The organism is Amnibacterium flavum (assembly GCF_003097495.1).
In the GTDB taxonomy this organism is placed as follows: Bacteria; Actinomycetota; Actinomycetes; order Actinomycetales; family Microbacteriaceae; genus Naasia; species Naasia flava.
In genome coordinates this window covers 142,856-160,585 of sequence record NZ_QEOP01000002.1, presented here as the reverse complement: position 1 = coordinate 160,585, position 17,730 = coordinate 142,856, and the positions used below count along the sequence as shown (strand labels likewise).

The 17,730-nt window shown below is 70.6% G+C and carries 14 protein-coding genes; 9 read left to right on the top strand and 5 right to left on the bottom strand.

The annotated features are described in order from the left end of the window. Nucleotides 1–142 precede the first annotated feature (142 nt). A complete protein-coding gene (locus DDQ50_RS08320; RefSeq protein WP_116756305.1) occupies nt 143–1,195 on the top strand; it encodes a phosphotransferase in 1,053 nt (350 codons plus the stop codon). A 52-nt stretch (nt 1,196–1,247) separates the two neighbouring features. Here DDQ50_RS08320 and DDQ50_RS08315 read toward each other — a convergent pair whose 3' ends face one another. Further along, nucleotides 1,248–4,466 carry an ATP-dependent helicase gene (locus DDQ50_RS08315; protein ID WP_116756304.1) on the bottom strand — a complete coding sequence of 1,073 codons (3,219 nt, stop codon included), beginning with the start codon at nt 4,464–4,466 and terminating at the stop codon, nt 1,248–1,250. Beyond that, entirely contained in the window at nt 4,463–7,561 is a 3,099-nt protein-coding gene (locus DDQ50_RS08310) for an ATP-dependent DNA helicase (RefSeq protein WP_116756303.1), read from the bottom strand. The genes DDQ50_RS08315 and DDQ50_RS08310 overlap by 4 nt, the downstream gene beginning before the upstream one ends. 165 nt (nt 7,562–7,726) lie before the next feature. Between DDQ50_RS08310 and DDQ50_RS08305 the strand changes: the two genes are divergently transcribed. Continuing rightward, entirely contained in the window at nt 7,727–7,951 is a 225-nt protein-coding gene (locus DDQ50_RS08305) for a DUF3107 domain-containing protein (RefSeq protein WP_116756302.1), read from the top strand. Between the two features lie 31 nt (nt 7,952–7,982). Continuing rightward, on the top strand, nt 7,983–8,285 hold the full coding sequence (locus tag DDQ50_RS08300; protein ID WP_116756301.1) for a hypothetical protein: 303 nt from the start codon (nt 7,983–7,985) through the stop codon (nt 8,283–8,285). Between the two features lie 63 nt (nt 8,286–8,348). Here the strand turns inward: DDQ50_RS08300 and DDQ50_RS08295 are convergent, their stop codons facing one another. Then, on the bottom strand, nt 8,349–9,059 hold the full coding sequence (locus DDQ50_RS08295) for a ferritin-like fold-containing protein (protein WP_116756300.1): 711 nt from the start codon (nt 9,057–9,059) through the stop codon (nt 8,349–8,351). A 287-nt stretch (nt 9,060–9,346) separates the two neighbouring features. On the opposite strand from DDQ50_RS08295, the gene DDQ50_RS08290 reads away from it, so the two are divergent. Then, nucleotides 9,347–10,780, top strand: a complete 1,434-nt coding sequence (locus tag DDQ50_RS08290; RefSeq protein ID WP_377940307.1) for a DEAD/DEAH box helicase — start codon at nt 9,347–9,349, stop codon at nt 10,778–10,780. Nucleotides 10,781–10,794: 14 nt separating this feature from the next. Next, nucleotides 10,795–11,547, top strand: coding sequence for an MBL fold metallo-hydrolase (locus DDQ50_RS08285; protein ID WP_240614308.1), 753 nt, complete (start codon nt 10,795–10,797; stop codon nt 11,545–11,547). A gap of 204 nt (nt 11,548–11,751) precedes the next feature. Here DDQ50_RS08285 and DDQ50_RS08280 read toward each other — a convergent pair whose 3' ends face one another. Continuing rightward, nucleotides 11,752–12,606: a PHP domain-containing protein gene (locus DDQ50_RS08280; protein WP_116756298.1), complete on the bottom strand. Its 855-nt coding sequence runs from the start codon at nt 12,604–12,606 to the stop codon at nt 11,752–11,754. Between the two features lie 72 nt (nt 12,607–12,678). On the opposite strand from DDQ50_RS08280, the gene DDQ50_RS08275 reads away from it, so the two are divergent. Further along, nucleotides 12,679–13,707, top strand: coding sequence for an endonuclease/exonuclease/phosphatase family protein (locus tag DDQ50_RS08275; RefSeq protein ID WP_240614307.1), 1,029 nt, complete (start codon nt 12,679–12,681; stop codon nt 13,705–13,707). Nucleotides 13,708–13,750: 43 nt separating this feature from the next. Continuing rightward, on the top strand, nt 13,751–15,220 hold the full coding sequence (locus DDQ50_RS08270; RefSeq protein ID WP_116756296.1) for an aminopeptidase P family protein: 1,470 nt from the start codon (nt 13,751–13,753) through the stop codon (nt 15,218–15,220). An 11-nt stretch (nt 15,221–15,231) separates the two neighbouring features. On the opposite strand, the gene DDQ50_RS08265 is transcribed toward DDQ50_RS08270, so the two are convergent. Then, complete coding sequence (locus tag DDQ50_RS08265; protein WP_116756295.1) at nt 15,232–15,732, bottom strand: YflT domain-containing protein; 501 nt, start codon at nt 15,730–15,732, stop codon at nt 15,232–15,234. A 92-nt stretch (nt 15,733–15,824) separates the two neighbouring features. Here DDQ50_RS08265 and DDQ50_RS08260 point away from each other — a divergent pair, with 92 nt between their 5' ends. Both DDQ50_RS08260 and DDQ50_RS08255 read left to right on the top strand, forming a co-directional pair. Beyond that, the gene (locus DDQ50_RS08260) at nt 15,825–17,141 is read left to right on the top strand and encodes a magnesium transporter MgtE N-terminal domain-containing protein (protein WP_116756294.1); all 1,317 of its coding nucleotides are present in this window, start codon (nt 15,825–15,827) and stop codon (nt 17,139–17,141) included. After that, a complete protein-coding gene (locus tag DDQ50_RS08255) occupies nt 17,128–17,718 on the top strand; it encodes a DUF1003 domain-containing protein (protein WP_116756293.1) in 591 nt (196 codons plus the stop codon). Before DDQ50_RS08260 ends, DDQ50_RS08255 begins: the two co-directional genes overlap by 14 nt. Nucleotides 17,719–17,730: the final 12 nt, after the last annotated feature.

Genomic DNA, 17,730 nt, shown 5'->3' with positions numbered 1-17,730 from the left:
GAACATCTTGCGCACCGACGAGGAACAACCGGAGGAACCCCGATTGTGCGGCCTCATCTGGGGATAGAGGCCGAGCAATTCGCGGGCCCATACCCGCGTGGCGGCCGTGTCCCAGCGGAATGCCCCGCCTACCCTGGACCGTATGGCCAGATCCCATCTCACTCTAGCCGCGCTCGCGACGTCGGCCGTGCCGGGACTCGACGTCGCCGCGGCTCAGCCGTTCACCTCGCACCGCCAGGGCGAGTTCGACAGCGCGCTCCTCACCGCGCGCGACGGCAAGCACTATCTGGTGCGCGTGGCGAACTCCGAGAGCGCCGCGAAGGCGCAGACGGCGGAGCTCAGCGCCCTGGGAGCGCTCAGCTCGGGAGTGCGCACCCGCCTGCCCTTCGCACTGTCGACCTTCGTCGGCCAGACGGTCATCAAGCCGAAGCCGGGTGAGCGCGGCGGACGGGCCGTCGTCTCCGAGTTCGTCTACGGCCGTCGCCTGACCCTCGATCTGCTGACGCCCGACAGCCCGCTGCCCGAATCGGTCGGCCGTGCTCTGGCCGCCATGCACTCGCTTCCGACCAGCGTCGTCGTCGACGCAGGCCTTCCGGTTGTCTCGGCCATCGACAACCTGCGCTCCGTCGTCGGGATCATGGATCGCGCCGCCGCGACCTCGATGGTGCCGGCGAGCCTCCTCTCGCGCTGGGAGAGCGCAACGGACGACACCTCGCTGTGGCAGTTCCAGACCACAGTCGTGCACGGCGCCATGAGCGCCGATGTGCTCCTCTACGATGCCGACGGTCAGATCGCGGGGATCATCGGATGGTCGGATCTGCGGGTCGGCGACCCGGCCCGCGACCTGTCCTGGGCCCTGTCGGCGCCCAGCCCCGACTCCGTCGAGCAGATCTTCGGCTCCTACTCCGCGGGCCGCCACGGTGCCGCCGATCGCGAGATCCGCCGCCGCGCGATGCTGTACGCCGAGCTGGAACTCGCGCGCTGGCTGCTGTTCGGGCTCGAGGCCCGCGACCAGTCGATCGTCGATGACGCCGTGCAGATGCTCGACGTGCTCGTCGAGAGCGTTCGCGGCGACCAGCAGGGCTCCCTCGCCCACGAGACCGGACCCATCCTCGACGTCGACGAAGTGCGCCAGATGCTGTCGGAGCGCCCTCACGTCGCACAGGGCGGCGGCCGGGGCGCTCTCACCGAGTAGACCCGGCGCCCGCCCGATGACCGCGCGCTGAGCGGAGACCCGGAGCGACTCGTCACCTCGCGCCGGCGAGCACCTCTCGGGAGGCACGCCAGAGCGCCCTCAGCTCGTCTTCGTCGGGGAAGACCGCGGGCCGGATGATCAGGTCGTCGCCGACGTAGTAGAAGGCCGCGTCGACCTGGTCGAGGTCGACGCCCTTCCAGCGCGCGAACGCGAGCCGGTAGAGCGCGAGCTGATAGGTGCGCTCGGCGAGCGAGGCGTCGGACTTCGGCGGCGCACCGGTCTTCCAGTCCACGACCTCCCAGCGGTCGCCGACCCGGTAGACGGCGTCGAGCTTGCACACGATCACGCGATCGTCGAACGGCACGTGGATCTCGAGTTCGACGGCCTCGGGCAGCCGCGTAGCCCAGGGCGAGCGCTCGAAGATCGACTGGAGGCGGGCCAGCTCCTCGGCATCGGGCTCGCCTTCGACGAGGTCGAGGTCGCTCTCCCCGGGCAGGGCGTCGACGAGGTCGGCCGTCGATGGAACACCCGAGCGGTGCTCGACCCAGCTGTGGAAGAGGGTGCCGAGGCGGGTCTGCCGGTACGGGCGCTGTGGAAGCGGCCTGCGAAGCGACCGGGCGATGGCGACCGGGTCGGAGATGTGGTCCTTGAACGCCGACGCCGAGACGCGCACCGACACGTCGAGGCCGCCGCCGGCCGCCGCTTCGGCCCGTTCGGCGAGGAGCAGGTCGAGCTCGCGATCCCACGGGGTGCGCGCGGTCGGATCCGCAGCCGCGACGGCGCGGGCGGCGGCCTCGACGCGGTCGCGTCTCGTGCCGAGCGGGTCGGACGGCCACGGAATGTGGCTGACGAGCGCGTCGAGCGGGTTCTCCTCATTGACCGGCGATTCGGGAAGCAGGCCGGGATCGATCGCGCCTGCCTGGGCGAGCTCGAGCAGGTAGCTGCTCGGCCCTCGTGGTTTGCGCTGCGTGTTCCAGAACGAACCCGTCAGCAGCAACGCGTGCTTCGCGCGCGTGACCGCCACGTAGGCGAGGCGGCGCTGCTCCTCGGCATCGCGTGCCTCGATGCTCTCGCAGTAGCTCTTGTAGGCGTCATCGAAGTCCTTCTGCGTCTCGCAGCCCGCCCAGCCGAGCTGCGGAAGGTCGAATCTGTCACCGCGGAAGTCGTAGGGCAGCTCGGCGAAGGCCAGCCATCCCCTTTTGCTGCGCATGGTGCCGGGTAGCTCGCCCTCGACCATGCGGGGCACGACGACGAGATCCCATTCGAGGCCCTTCGCACCGTGGATGGTCAGCAGCTGGACGGTGCCCGGCTGAGGATCGGTGGGCCGCGCTCCCAGGTTCTCGCGCTGCTCGGCGAGCTCGAGCCAGGCGAGGAACGACCGGAGACCCGCTCCGGGATCCGTGCTGACGAAGTCGTCGACGACCTCGATGAACGAGTCGAGCGCCCCGCGTCCCAGCGCGGACGACTCGTTCGCGCTGGACTCGATGTCGAGCCCGGTCTGCTCGATCACGAGGGCGACGAGGTCGACGAGCCCCAGCCCTGACCGACGTCGGAGATCCGCGAGCTCGGTGCCGAGCACCCGCATCCGGTGCAGGCCGTCCTCGCTGAAATCCCGAAGCGCGCCGTGATCGGGACGCGCGATCGCGACGAAGTCGAGCGCATCGACGAGCGAGGCTCCCTCCTCGCCTCCGAGCGACGCGCGCAGCGCATCGCGGACCTCGTCGGAGAGAGGCTGCTGGGCGGCGTCGCGTCGCGCGAGCCAACCGGCGAGTTCGCGCAGCGCCTTGATGTCGCGCACGCCGATCCGGTTGCGCGCCCCGGCGAGCAGGCGGATCAGGTACTTGCCCGATGTCGGGTCGGAGAGGGTGTGCAGCACGCTGACGAGGTCGGCGACCGCGGGCTCCTCGAGCAGGCCGCCGATGCCGAGCACCGTGAACCGGACGCCGCGCGCCGCCAGCGCCTTGGTGAAGACGGCCACCTTCTTCAACGAGCGGCACAGGATCGCCGCGGACGGCGGTTCGGTGGGGTTGCTCTCGATCCGGCGCCCCAGCCAGTCGGCGACCTGAGCCGCTTCGTCGACGACCGTTTCGAGGAACGCCACCTCGAGCTCGCCCTCCCCCGCTCCCGGGCGCGGATCGAGGGCCGCGACCGGCACAGCCGATGCCCCGGTGAGCGGCGACACGATGGTGTTGGCCGCGGCGAGGACGCGTGGCGGGTTGCGCCAGCTCGTGGACAGCGCGAACGACAGCGCCGACCGCTCCCGGACGTCGGGGTCGGGTGAGCGGAGTCCGAAGTCGCGCGCGAACCGGCCGAGGTTGCTCGCGCTCGCGCCGCGCCAGCCGTAGATCGACTGATGCGGGTCGCCCACCGCCATGACGGCTCCCTCGCCGAACAGCTCGGACAGGAGGCGGGTCTGGACGACGCTGGTGTCCTGGTATTCGTCGAGCAGCACGATCGGGAAGCGGGTGCGGTAGTCGGCGCGCACGTGCGGCATGCGCCTCGACACCTCGAGCGCGAGCGCCACCTGGTCGGAGAACTCCAGCACCCCGCGGCGCACCTTCTCCTCGGAATACGCGAGGACGAGGCGGACGAGCACCGGGAGGGATCCGACGGCGTCGATGGCCTCGGTGACCGACGCGTAGGCGGTCTTCTTGCGCGCATTGCCGATGGGCAGGTTGTCGAGCGTGGTGAAGCGCGCGACCATGCGGAGCAGCTCGTCGGCGTCGACGACGTTCTCGGCCATCGCGCCGCTCAGCGCGAGCACGCCCTCGGTGACCCGGTCGACGGACTTCTCCATGCCGACGAGAGCGGGATCCTCGCTGGCGGACACGACCCGGCGCGCGAGCTGCCAGGCGGCGGCCTCGCCCAGGACCGACGCGTCGGGTTCACGCCCGATGCCGGTGGCGTGCTCGCGGAAGATGGTGCTCGCGAACGAGTTGTAGGTTGCGATCGTGGGAGCTTCGAAGGCGTCGAACGGCTGCTCGATCAGTCCGCTGGCCGACAGCGCCCGAACTCGTCTGTTGACCCGCTCGGACAGTTCGCCCGCCGCCTTGCGGGTGAAGGTGAGCCCGAGGACGTCGGCGGGGTTCGCGAGCCCGTTGGCGAGAAGCCAGACCACCCGGGCCGCCATCGTCTCGGTCTTTCCGCTGCCCGCACCCGCGACGACGAGGCTGGGAGCGAGCGGTGCCTCGATGACGGCGGTCTGCTGCGGGGTGGGGGTCGGCAGCCCGAGCGTTCGGGCGATCGTGGCCGCGTCGATGCGCTCGGTCACGACGACACCGCCGGGATGAGATGCACCCGATACGGGTACCCGGCGAGAGGATCGCGCTCGGCCAATCCGTCGACGCCCGGGAACAGGGTTCCCGCCATCGTCTCCGCCGCGGAGCGGACACGAGCGCGGAACTCCTCGAGTTGCTCGGGACCGAGAGCGGGCTGCTCCTTCTCCCGATAGAGCTTGCCGCGCACCCCGGACGACACGAAGAGGAGCTTCGCGCCGCCGAACTCCGCACCCTCGGGCATTCCCTCGATGCCGCCGTGGACCGCAGCCAGCTGATAGAGCCCCAGCTGGGCGTGGGTCGGCAGCTCGTCGTCGCGCGGAAAGGTCGTTCCCGTCTTCAGATCGACGATGACCACGGACCCTGCGGCGGTGTGCTCGATCCTGTCGATCTTGCCCACGACGACCGCCTGCCCCAGCTCGAAGGTGAACGCCGTCTCCGCGCCGGCGAGGCGGTGCCCGTCCCTCTCGAAGGAGCTCAGGTAGTCCGCCAGCCCCGCGGCACGGATCCGAGCCCGCGACCGCTGGTACTCGCTCTCCCATTCGGAGTCGAACCGGAACTCGTGCCAGCGCGCGTCGACGACTTCCATGACCGCATCGGTATCGAGAGCGGCCCCGGGCGTCGTCGAGAGGGTCTCCATCGCCGAGTGCAGGAGGGTGCCGAGGTCGGCGTGGAACCCGGACGGCGCCGCGGACATCGTGTCGATGAACCAGCCCAGCGGAGACTTCTCGACAGCACCGAGCCGCGACGGAGACACGCTGACGCGCGCCTCGGCGTCGTCGAGGTCGACGAGAGGGGCGTCGGTGCTGGGAGCGGCGAGGCCGTACCAGGACGCGGGATCGGCGCCGGGGACGGACTCGTGCGCGAGTCGAGACAGCGCGGAGGCCGCGGGCGAGGCCGACTCCCCCGCGCGTCCGGCCAGCTCGCGCCGCAAGGCGCCAACCATGCCACGGAGGGTGAGCGGATCGGAGATCGTCGCCTGCGGGGCGTCGTCGGGCACCAGGCGCACGAGGGGTGACGGCTGCTCGTCGGCGCTCGAGACGTTGCTGATGATGAGCGTCCGACGCGCGCGCGAGGCCGAGAGTGCGAACATGCGCAGCTCGTCGTGAAGCACCTGACGGCGATCGTCGAGCACCGCCAGCGGCACCCCCTCGACGGCGGGGCCGAGCCGGTCGGCGTGCAGCAGCGAGCTGCGCAGACGAAGGTTGGGCCAGATGCCGTCCTGCAGTGCGGAGACGGCGACCACGTCGAACTCGGCTCCGACCACGGCGGAGGGGGCGCAGACGAGCACGGCATCGGGCCGGGACAGGGCGACGAGCGAGTCCTCGGGCAGTTCGGCGGCCCGGAACTCGGCGATGAACTCGATCGGGGGTCGATCGGGGGTGCGCTCGACGTAGCGCTGCGCGGAGGCGAACAGCGACACGACGGAGTCGAGGTGCCGATTCGCCTCGTCGGCGAGGACGCCGACACCATCGGCCTGGCCTGCCCATTGCGCGGCGAGACCGCTCCGCTCCCAGACCGCCCAGAGCATCTCCTCGATGGTCGCGCCCGACTCGTGGAGGGCACGCACGGTCGCGAGGGTCTCGGCCAGCCGACCGGCACGTCGGGCGGGCGGCGAGTCGATGGTCGCGAAACGACCGGGCTGCGCCATCGCCTCGACCAGCAACGCGTCGCCCGGACGGTTGCCGCCTCCCGCGACCTCCTCGTGCCGGAGCGCCAGCCGCAGTCGCCTCAGCGCCAGGGGGTCGAGCCCGCCGAAGGGGCCGAGCAGAAGATCGGCGACCGTGTCCGCTTCGATGTCGGCCTCGATCGCGACCGCGACCGCGCGCACCAGATGGTCGGCGGCCCACTCCTCGCGGAGCGAGCGCGCTGCCGCGTTCATCCGGGTCGCGACTCCCGCGGCCGAGAGGCCACGGGCGAACGAGGGCACGTGCCTGCCCGACCGGAGCACGACGGCCATCGAGTTCCATGCGACCCCGCCGAGCACGTGCAGCTCGCGCAGTCGTCGCGCCAGTCGGGCGATCTCCTCGGCTCTCGTCGGGGCCTCGATGCGCACGACTTCGCCGATCGGCGCATCGATCGCCGCCGGCGGTGAACGGTGCAGCACGGTCCGGGCGGCTCCCACTCGGCTGGTGACCTCGGCGACGAGTGCCGCGATCGGCCCCGCCGAGCGGTAACCCTGGTCGAGCAACAGCATCCGCATCGGCACGCCCAGGTGCTGGTCGAGCGAGCCCAGCAGGTCTGCGCGACCGCCGCGGAACCCGGCGACCCCGATGTCGGGGTCGCCGAACGCGATGACGGTCGCCCCCGCTCTCGCCCAGGCCGACAGCAGCTCGATGGCGCCGAGGGTCAGCTCCTGCGCGTCGTCGACCAGGACGAGACGCGGCATGCGCGAGGCCGTGCCCGAGTTGACGATGGCCGCCGCCTCGGCGAGCAGCTCGGTCGAGTCGCGGGATCCGCTGCGGTAGGAGTCGAGCACCGCGTGGTAGTCGTCGAAGAAGTCGGCGGCCGCGAGCCACTCGGGGTGCCCCGTCTCGGCCCCAAGGTCGCGGAGACCGTCGGTGCCGAGATTGGCCTCCTCGACGCGGGCCAGCAGCTCGCGCAGCTCGGTGCGGAACGGGCCGAGCCGTCGCACCTCTGCCGGGAGGGTGGCGGGCCACGCGGGACCGCCGCCTTCTTCGTCGTAGCCCGAGAGCAGGTCGGCGAAGATGAGGTCCTGTTCCGCACCGGTCAGCAGCCGGGGCGCCTCGAGTCCTCGCGCGACGGCGTCGGCCCTGGCGATCTCGGATGCGACGGACGCGGCGGTGCGGGCCAGAGGGCCGGGAAGGGCGATCCCGAGTCGGAGCGCGATGGTGTCGCGCAGACGTGTCGCCGACACACGGCTCGAGGCGAGGACCAGCGCATCGGACGGCGCGACCCTGCCGGACAGCACTCTCTCGGCGAGCAGCTCGAGCAGGGTGGCGGTCTTGCCGGTGCCCGGGGCACCGATCACCACGGCGCTCTCGTCATCGCGCAGAGCCAGAACAGCGCGCTGCGAGGGGTCGAGCTCGACCTGGAGCGCCGTCGTCGTGGGATCGGCGGAAGCGTGCACCCGGCAACGTTAACCGGACCCCCCGACACGGAAGGGGACGACACGGACACGTCCGCGTGCGCCCTGAGTGAACTCGCGGAAGCAGGTCCCGGGCCTGCCATAGTGTTGACGACGAACGCGCGATCCCTCCGGATCGCGCATCGCAGAACTTGGGAAGGTCGGCCGTTGGACATTCGTATCGGCATCGTCAACAGCCCGCGGGAACTGAGCTTCGAGTCGTCGCAGCCGTCCGCCGAGATCGAGGCGGCCGTCGCTTCGGCTCTCGCGAACGATGAGAAGTACATCAAGCTCGTCGACGACGCGGGCAAGCTCTACATCGTCCCCACCGCGGGTCTCGCCTACATCGAGATCGGCACCGAGAAGACCCGACGCGTCGGCTTCGTCGCCTGATCCCACTTCCGCTGACAGAACGGCTCTGCTGATGGAACTGCTCTTCGTGTCCCTGGGCGGTGCGCTGCTCGGTCTGCTCGCTCGCTACACGCTCCCGCGACGGCAGACCAACGGCGTCGTCCTGGTCCCGGCCATCGGCGCCGCGGCGGCGGGCGTGATCTGGGTCGCCCTCACCTGGCTGGGGCTCGCCTGGGATCAGGGCCTCATCTGGTGGATCACGCTCGCACTGGCGGCCGCGACGGTCGCGGCTGCCGCTCTGCTCATCGGCCGCGCGCGCGAACGCCACGACGCGGCACGACTGAGCGAGCTCTCGCGCGGTCGCGTCGCCGTCTGACTCGCTCGCGTTTGATCGCGTCGACTGGGCCGCATCGCAGCGGCATGACGGCAGACGGGCCGGTCAGGCGGTAAGGCCCAGGCGGTCCATTCGACGCGTGTGATCGGCCATGAGCTCGGTCAGGATCGGCTCGACGCGGGCCTCGCCTGTCGGTGTCCGCACCGTTTCGGGCAGCGCCGAACGGGCGATGAGCAGCGTGTCGCCCACGAGGCGACGTCCCCAGACCGCGAGACGGGATCCGAGTCGCGGGTCCCCGGCCGTCGCGGCCGAGAGGATCGACACGATCTCCTCCGCCCCGCTCGGACCGAGCAGGAGGCGGGCCAGCTCGGGACCGTCGGGTTCGAGACCTCCGACCAGGCGGGCGAAGAAGTCGTCGAGCAACCCGCCGACGAGATAGCTGGCGGTCAGCGACTCGTACCAGTTGGCACCGGCGGCCATGGCGAAGAACCGGTCGGTCGGGGCGGCGAAGGGCTCCATCGCGGCCGATGCATCGACGCCGCGACGCTCGAGCGCACCGACGAGCGAGCGGTGCTTGGCGAGCAGGCGTCCCGCCGCCGTCGCGAGTGCACTCTTGCTCTCGAGATCGGGCGCTTCCGCGGCGGCCCGGGACAGAGCGGCGAACTCGCCGAGCTGCAGATAAGCCGCTTGGGCGATTACCCGCACGGGGTCGAGTGCGACATCGGTGAGCGCCACCCGGTCGATGCGGAGTTCGCGACTGCGCGAACGTGATCGCGGGGACTCGGCGCCGCTGCCGTACCTGCCGAACCATTTCACGTCGCTTAGCTTACGAGGCCGCCCCTGTCCGACCGTCCAGGCGCAGGCCACCGACCCGTCGGGAACCGCGGCCGCGTTTGTCCTGCTGACGCAGCGATTTTGCGCTGGACGAGGAATCCGCCGGTAAACGGGACCGCCCGGTAGACTGTCGGACGACTCCCGGATTCAGCGGGAGGTGTCCGCGCCTGGATAAGAACTGGCGCAGCGAACTCATCCCGCGCATACGCGCGCATCAAGACAGGCGCATTTCCTACGTGACTTTCCGTGATCTCGGAGTCGAGGCCGACATGGCCGACGCTCTCGCAAGCAAGGGCATCCTCGAACCCTTCCCCATCCAGACCCAGACCATCCCCATGGCCCTCGCCGGCCAGGACATCATCGGCCAGGCCAAGACCGGAACCGGCAAGACCTTCGGGTTCGGCCTGCCGCTGATCCAGCGTCTCGGCCTCGAGCCGGGCCCCGGAGTGCAGGCGCTCGTCGTCGTGCCGACCCGCGAGCTCGCCGTGCAGGTCTCCGAAGACCTCGAGATCGCGACCTCGAACCGCGCGACGAAGATCGTCTCGATCTACGGCGGCAAGGCGTACGAGGGCCAGATCGAGCAGATCAAGGCCGGAGCGCAGATCGCCGTCGGAACCCCCGGTCGTCTGCTCGACCTCGCGGGCCAGCGGCTCCTGAACCTCTCCAACGTGCGCGAGATGGTTCTCGACGAGGCCGACAAGATGCTCGACCTCGGCTTCCTGTCCGACATCGAGAAGCTGTTCGCGCAGACTCCCGCCACCCGTCACACGATGCTCTTCTCGGCGACCATGCCGGGCCCGATCGTGGCCCTCGCACGCCGGTTCATGAACCGTCCCGTGCACATCCGCGCGACGGACCCCGACGAGGGGCTGACGCAGGCGAACATCAAGCACCTCATCTACCGCGCCCACTCGCTCGACAAGGACGAGGTCGTCGCCCGCATCCTGCAGGCCGAGGGGCGCGGCAAGACCGTCATCTTCACGCGGACGAAGCGCGCCGCCGCCAAGCTCGTCGAGGAGCTCACCGACCGCGGCTTCAACACCGCGGCCGTTCACGGCGATCTGAGCCAGGAGCAGCGCGAGCGCGCCATGGCGGCGTTCAAGGCGGGCAAGAAGGACGTGCTCATCGCCACCGATGTCGCCGCTCGCGGCATCGACGTCGACGACGTCACGCACGTGATCAACCACACGATCCCCGACGACCCCGACACCTACCTGCACCGTGCCGGTCGCACGGGTCGCGCGGGAAAGACCGGCATCGCGGTCACCTTCGTGGACTGGGACGACCTGCACAAGTGGGCGCTCATCAACCGGGGGCTCGATTTCGGTCAGCCCGAGCCGACGGAGACCTACTCGTCGTCGCCGCACCTCTACGAGGACCTCAACATCCCGGCAGGCGCGAAGGGTCGACTCGCCTCGGCGGGCGCCCCGGCCGCTCGGCCTCCCCGTCGTGAGGGCGAAGGTTCGGGTTCGTCCTCGTCGGCATCCGGTTCGCGCTCCGGCGGCGACCGCAACCGCAACCGTCGTCGCACCGGGGGAAGCCCCGTCTCGACAGGCGCTGAGACGGGTCACGCACCCGCCCCTCAGGCGCAGCAGGCGCACGCCGAGCACGCCCCGGGTTCGGGCGCGCACGATGGCGCCGGAGCACCCCGCCCGCGTCGCCGCCGTCGCCGCGGTCCGGGCACCACAACTCCGTCCGCCTAGCCGCCGCGCGAACCGTGTCCGAGGTCATCGATCACGTGGATGGTCCGGTTCAGATCCAGGTCATCGGCGGTCCGACCGTTCTCATCGAGTACGGCGGTCTTCGGTTCCTGACGGACCCGACATTCGACCAGCCGCAGGACTACCCCGGCGAATTCAGCAAGACCGCTCCTCCTGTCCGCGAGCCGGGCGACCTCGGGATGATCGACGCCGTCCTGCTGTCGCACGACGAGCACGTCGACAACCTCGACCTGTCGGGACGCGCGCTGCTGCCGTCGGTGCCCGTGGCACTCACCACCGTCTCGGGGGCGGGCAGGCTCGGCGGCAACGCCCAGGGTCTCGCGCCGTGGCAGTCGGTCGCCTTCACCGATCCCACCGGTCGCATCGTGACGGTGACGGCGACCCCGGCGCTGCACGGTCCGATCGGCGCGGATGCCGTGGTCGGCGACGTCATCGGCTTCCTGTTGAGCAGCGACGGACTGCCGACGGTCTACGTCAGCGGCGACAACGCGTCCCTCGACGTCGTCCGCGAGATCTCCGACCGGGTCGGATCCGTCGACACCGCCATCCTGTTCGCGGGCGCCGTCCGCCGTCGAGTACTCGACGGCGCGCTGCTCACGCTCGACGGGACAGGTGCCGCGCTCGCAGCTCGCATCCTGGATGCCCGCCGCGTCGTGCCGGCGCACGTCGACAGTTGGGCGCATTTCACCGAAGGGCGCGACGAGTTCGCCGCCGCCTTCGCCGGAGCCGGACTCTCCCACCTCCTCTAGCCGCGACCGCTGCGCACGTTCCGGACAACGGGAGCCGGCCGCGTCGCCTCGACATGCGTGCCCGGAGAGACCCCGTGCGTGTTCACGCGGAACGCCCGCACTCGGTGGAGAACGTTCGTTCCGGACATCCGCCTACGCCGCAACGGACGTATGCGCCCGGAATATCCGAGCGAGGCGTGGCGTCCGCGGTTGGTGCGGCCCCGCTCAGGGGATGATCGGGGCGCTGCCCGTCGCCGACCCGATCAGGCGCTCGACCACCTCGGCCGAGGTCGTGTTCTCGCCCAGGCGGTTCGGCTTGCCGGTGCCGTGGTAGTCGCTCGAGCCCGTGATCTCGAGTCCGTAGCGGTCCGCATAGGCCAGGAGCAGGCGCTTGCCCGCCTCGCTGTTGTCGCGATGCCGGACTTCGAGACCGAACAGCCCCGCGTCGACCAGCTCCCGCATCTCACCGTCGGGCATCACCCGCTCCGATGACACCGCCGGATGAGCGAGCACTGGCACTCCCCCGGCCGCCCGCACGAGACGGACGCCCTCGAGCGGGTCGGGCGCGTAGTGCGGCTGGAAGTACCCCGCACGCCAGTGCAGGATGCTCTGGAACGCCTCGCCCCTGTCGCGGACGTGACCACGGGCGACGAGTGCGTCGGCGATGTGAGGCCGCCCGATCGTCGAGCCGGGCGAGGTCTGCGCGAGCACGTCATCCCAGGTGAGCGCGTAGTCGTGACCGATCCGCTCGACCATCCGCTCGGCCCGACTCAACCGGTCGACGCGGATCCGGTCCGTCTCGGCCCGCAGACCCTCGTCGTCGGGGTCGAACAGGTAGGCGAGGAGGTGGACACTCGACCAGGCGCGGCGGGTGCTCAGCTCCATGCCCGGGATCAGGACGATGTCGTTGGCGCGCGCCGCATGCGCCGCCTCGGCCCAACCGGCGGTGGAGTCGTGATCGGTCAGCGCCACCGTGGCGAGGCCGGCCCCGGAGGCTGCGGCGACGAGCTCGGCGGGAGTCTCGGTGCCGTCGGAGATCGCGGAGTGCGCGTGCAGATCGGCAGGTCCGAGCGCGCGCATCCCCTCATGCTAGACGCGCGACGCGCGCACCCCGCCGCCGCCCGCCGGCATGCGGAGTCGTACTGTGATCGCGTGGCCAGGTTCTTCGCAGCGCTCATCGTGCTGGCCACGGGCGCGCTCCTCCTCGCGGTCTTCTGGCCGCAGCTCCTCGGGCTCCAGCGCGCCCCCGTGTTCGCGCAGGCCGTCTCCCTGCGCGGCGCCGGTGCCGCCGTCGCGCTCGTGACCGCCCTGATCCTCACGGTGGTCGCACTGCTGGCGGCGCCGGCCCGGCGCTTCCTCGGTTCGCTGGCGCTGCTGCTGCTCGCCTTCACCGTCGCGAACGTCGCCGTGCTGACCGACCGCGGGTTCGGCAGTCCCGGATTCGAGACGGCCACCGACGCCGACATCACCGTCCTGTCCTGGAACACGCTCGGTGACGCAGTGAGCACCGATGCGATCGCCCAGCTCGCGGTCGAGACGGGAGCCGATGTCGTCGCCCTCCCCGAGACGACGGAGCAGCTCGCCGACGACGTGGCGGCCGCTGCGAGGCGTCAGGGCCTCCCCCTCAGCGCGCACACGGTCGCATACGACCAGGTCGCGAAAGCCAGGTCGACCTCGATCCTCATCAGCGAGGATCTCGGACCGTACGTATTCACCGGCGACGCCACGACCTCCGTTCTGCCCAGCGTCGTCGCGACGTCGACGACCGGCGGTCCCACCCTCGTCGCCGTGCACGCGGTCGCCCCCATCCCGTCGGAGATCATGAACTGGCGCTCCGACCTCTTCACCCTCCAGTCCCTCTGCCAGAACCCGAACGTCATCCTCGCGGGCGACTTCAACTCGACCCTCGATGCGTTCGCCGGACTCGGCGGCACCGTCACCCTGCCCGACGGCCGGATCGTGAGCACCGATCTGGGCTCGTGCAGGGACGCGGCGGAACAGACCGGGTCCGCGGCGGTCGGCACATGGCCCACCGCGATTCCCGCCATCCTGGGCACTCCGATCGACCACGTGCTCGCGTCGACGAACTGGCGGGTCAGCGGGTTCAGGGTCGTCGGCGACCGCGACGGCGCCGGCAGCGACCACCGACCCGTTCTCGCCCAGCTCACGCCCGCGGTCTGACAACGCGGTCGCTCGCCCCGGTTCCGGGGCGAGAATAGACGGCATGAGCCAGGACACCAGCGACACGGCCGTCAGCGTCAGCACCGAGATCACCGCCCCGACGGCGGACGCCGAGACTCCCGAGACCACCGGTCCCGCGTCGACGGTGCCGGCGAACGCGAACCGGGCGGCCCCGTGGCCCGCGTCGTTCGCGCAGTACATCGGCAGCGGATGGGCAGAGCGCGCCGCCGCCTTCCCGCCGGAGCGGCACCAGTCGGCGTTCGCCGCGGCCCGTCGTCGCCGCCTGTCCGAGACCTACCCGGGAAAGCGCATCGTCGTCGCGGCCGGGGAGCTGAAGGTCCGCTCGAACGACACCGACTACCCGTTCCGCGCGGCTTCCGCTTTCTCCTGGCTGACCGGCTGGGCGTCCGACAGCGAGCCGGGCGCGGTTCTCGTGCTCGATCCCGCGGGCGACGGTCACATCGCCACGCTGTACTTCGCCCCGTCGGCGGGCCGCGACACCGACGAGTTCTACGCCAACCCCGCCATCGGCGAGTTCTGGATCGGCCCCCGCCCGACGCTCGAGGAGGTCGCCACCGATCTCGGTCTTGCGACCGCGGACCTCGCGACGCTCGACCGCACCGATGACGACCTCGTCGCCGGCGCCGACAGCGGTCTCGATCGCACACTCGACGAGTTCCGCCTCGTCAAGGACGAGTACGAGATCGAGCAGATGCGACTCGCGGTCGCGGCGACGGCCCGCGGTTTCGACGATGTCGTCGCCGAACTGCCCACCGTCCAGCGCGAGGCACGCGGCGAGCGGGTCGTCGAGGGCGTCTTCAACACCCGCGCCCGTGTGGACGGCAACGCGGTCGGCTACGACACCATCGCGGCCTCCGGGGCGCATGCCTGCATCCTGCACTGGACCCGCAACGACGGTCCCGTACTCGCGGGCGACCTGATCCTGATCGACGCCGGCGTCGAGCTCGACAGCCTGTACACGGCCGACATCACCCGCACCATCCCCGTCGACGGTCGCTTCACCGAGGTTCAGCGCCGGGTCTACGAGGCGGTCCGGGAGGCGGCCGATGCGGCGTTCGCGATCGTGCGCCCCGGGATCCGATTCGCCGACGTGCACGACGAGGCCATGAAGGTCATCGCCGCGAAGATCGCCGAGTGGGGGTTCGTCGACGCCGACGCCGAGACGCTGCTCGCATCCGACGACCAGCGCCACCGCCGCTACATGGTGCACGGCACCAGCCACCACCTCGGCATCGATGTCCACGACTGCGCCAAGGCGCGGCGCGAGCTCTACCGGGAGGGCATCCTCGAACCGGGCATGGTCTTCACGATCGAGCCGGGACTGTACTTCCAGCCCGACGATCTCACCGTGCCCGAGGAGTACCGCGGCATCGGAGTGCGCATCGAGGACGACATCGTCGTCACCGAAAACGGCGCCGAGAACCTGTCGGCCGGCATCCCGCGCACCGCGGACGACGTGGAGAGGTGGATCGCCGGAGGGTCAGTCGTCTGACCTCCGCAGGCTCAGAGCTGCGGGGCCGTGCCCAGCAGGTTGCGGGCCTTCGCCGCGCTCTCGGGCTTCACGACGAGCGTGTAGCTCGTCGCGATGACCGCCTGCGTCGACGTGTAATCGCGGATGCGGCGCGTGAGCGCGTAGCTCGCGAGGCTGAAGAACATGCCGAACGCCGCCCCGAGCAGCGCCGCGCCGAGGGCGACGGAGAAGATGTTCGCCGCCTCGGGCGAGAACAGCAGAAGCACGAGGCCGATGAACACGCCCAGCCACAGCCCGGAGAGTGCACCGGCACCTGCGGCGCGGCCCCAGGTCAGCTTGCCCGTCACCCGCTCGACGCTCTTGAGGTCGTTGCCGACGATCGAGACGTCCTGCACCGCGAAGTCGACCTTCACGAGCTGGTCGACGGCCTGCTGCGCCTCGACGTAGGTCTCGTAACTCGCCACTACCTCTCCCTTGGGGAGGGTCGGCTGGAGCAGCGGGCGGGATCCGAGAGGCGAACGCGAAGTCGACATGCCCTCATTCTGGCCGAACCTGCTTGGTGAACTCTATGGACGGGCTGGGCTGTTCGGAGGGGCCCGACCGGTTGCCGGAGTAGATTTGGAATATGAGTGCGGTCAGGATCTTCGTCGCCCGGCTGGTCGGCCGCACCGTCTTCGACCCTCAGGGCGATCGGCTCGGCAAGGTCCGGGACATCGTGGTCGTCTATCGGCGCACCGATCCGCCTCAGGTGGTCGGCCTCGTCGTCGAGATCCCGGGTCGCCGCCGCGTCTTCCTGTCGATCGGTCGGGTCACGAGCATCAGTTCCGGCCAGATCATCTCCACGGGCCTCATCAATGTGCGCCGCTTCGAGCAGCGAACGAGCGAGACGCGGATCATCGCCGAGATGCTGGGGCGGCGCGTCCTGCTGACCGACGGCGGCGGCGAGGCCACGATCGAGGATGTCGCCATCGAGGAGGTGGCACCGTCCGAGTGGGAGGTCGCGCAGCTCTTCGTGCGCCGCCCGAGGACCACCCCGAGCCCATTCGGCAAGGGTGCGACGGCCTTCGTGTCCTGGAGCGAAGTGCGCGAGCGTCCTGCGAAGGGTGAGAACCAGTCGGCGGCGCAGCTCATCGCCAGCTACTCGGACCTGAAGCCCGCCGACCTCGCGAGCACCCTGCTCGACCTGCCCGACAAGCGCATGCTCGAGGTCGCACATGAGCTCCCCGACGAGCGTCTCGCCGACGTCCTCGAGGAGATGCCCGAGTCCGATCAGGTCCGCATCCTCGCTCGGCTCGGCGACGAACGCGCCGCCGACGTGCTCGATGCGATGCAGCCCGACGACGCCGCGGACCTCATCGCCCAGCTGCCCGAGGGCCGCGGCGAGACCCTGCTCGAGCTGATGCAGCCCGAGGAGGCCGACGACGTCCGACGCCTCCTCGAGTACGAGCCCGACACAGCCGGTGGTCTGATGACCCCCGAGCCGATCATCCTCAGTGCCGACGCGACGGTCGCGGAGGGACTCGCGATGATCCGCCGGCACGAGCTGGCCCCTGCTCTCGGCGCGGCCGTCTGCGTGACGCTGCCCCCGTACGAGCCGCCGACCGGGCGGTTCCTCGGCATGGTGCACTTCCAGCGGATGCTGCGCTACCCGCCGCACGAGCGTCTCGGCACACTCGTCGACCAGACTCTCGACCCCGTGACACCCGACACCCCGGCATCCGAGGTGACTCGGATCCTGGCGAGCTACAACCTCGTCAGCGTGCCCGTCGTCGACGCGAACAACCGTCTGCTCGGCGTGGTCACCATCGACGACGTCCTCGACCATCTGCTGCCCGACGACTGGCGCGGCGGCAGATCGTCGCGCCAGACCCGGTCCCGCAGTGCGGGCGCCCGTAGAGTACCGACCATCGCAGCGAGGAGGGACAGCAGTGGCACGCCTTGATTCTTCCGCGCGCTCGTCGCGTGGCGACCGCCTCGACGCCCCTAAGGGCCTGCGCACGTCCGTGCTGCGCAGCAACCGGCCGAGCCGCGACCGCTTCGGCCGCTTCACCGAGTTCATCGCCCGCGCGATGGGAACCCCGTGGTTCCTCTTCGCACTGAGCGTCTTCGTGATCGCCTGGATGATCTACAACGTCACCGCGCCCACGCCTCTGCGTTTCGACGACGCCGCCATCGGCTTCACCGCGCTCACGCTCATCCTGTCGCTTCAGGCGTCGTACGCCGCCCCCCTGATCCTGCTCGCGCAGAACCGACAGGACGACCGCGACCGCGTGCAGATCGAGCAGGATCGACAGCGCGCCGAGCGCAACCTCGCCGACACCGAGTACCTGGCGCGCGAGGTGGTCGCCCTGAGACTGCTGGTGAAGGACATGGCGTCGAAGGACTTCATCCGCGCCGAGCTGCGCTCGCTGCTCGAGGAGCTCGACAAGCGCGACGCCGCCCAGCTGGGACTCGCCGACGACCCGGCGGACGCCGAGTCGGGCGCCCCTCTCGCGGAGAGGGCATCGCGTCGTGACTGACCCCAGCACCGA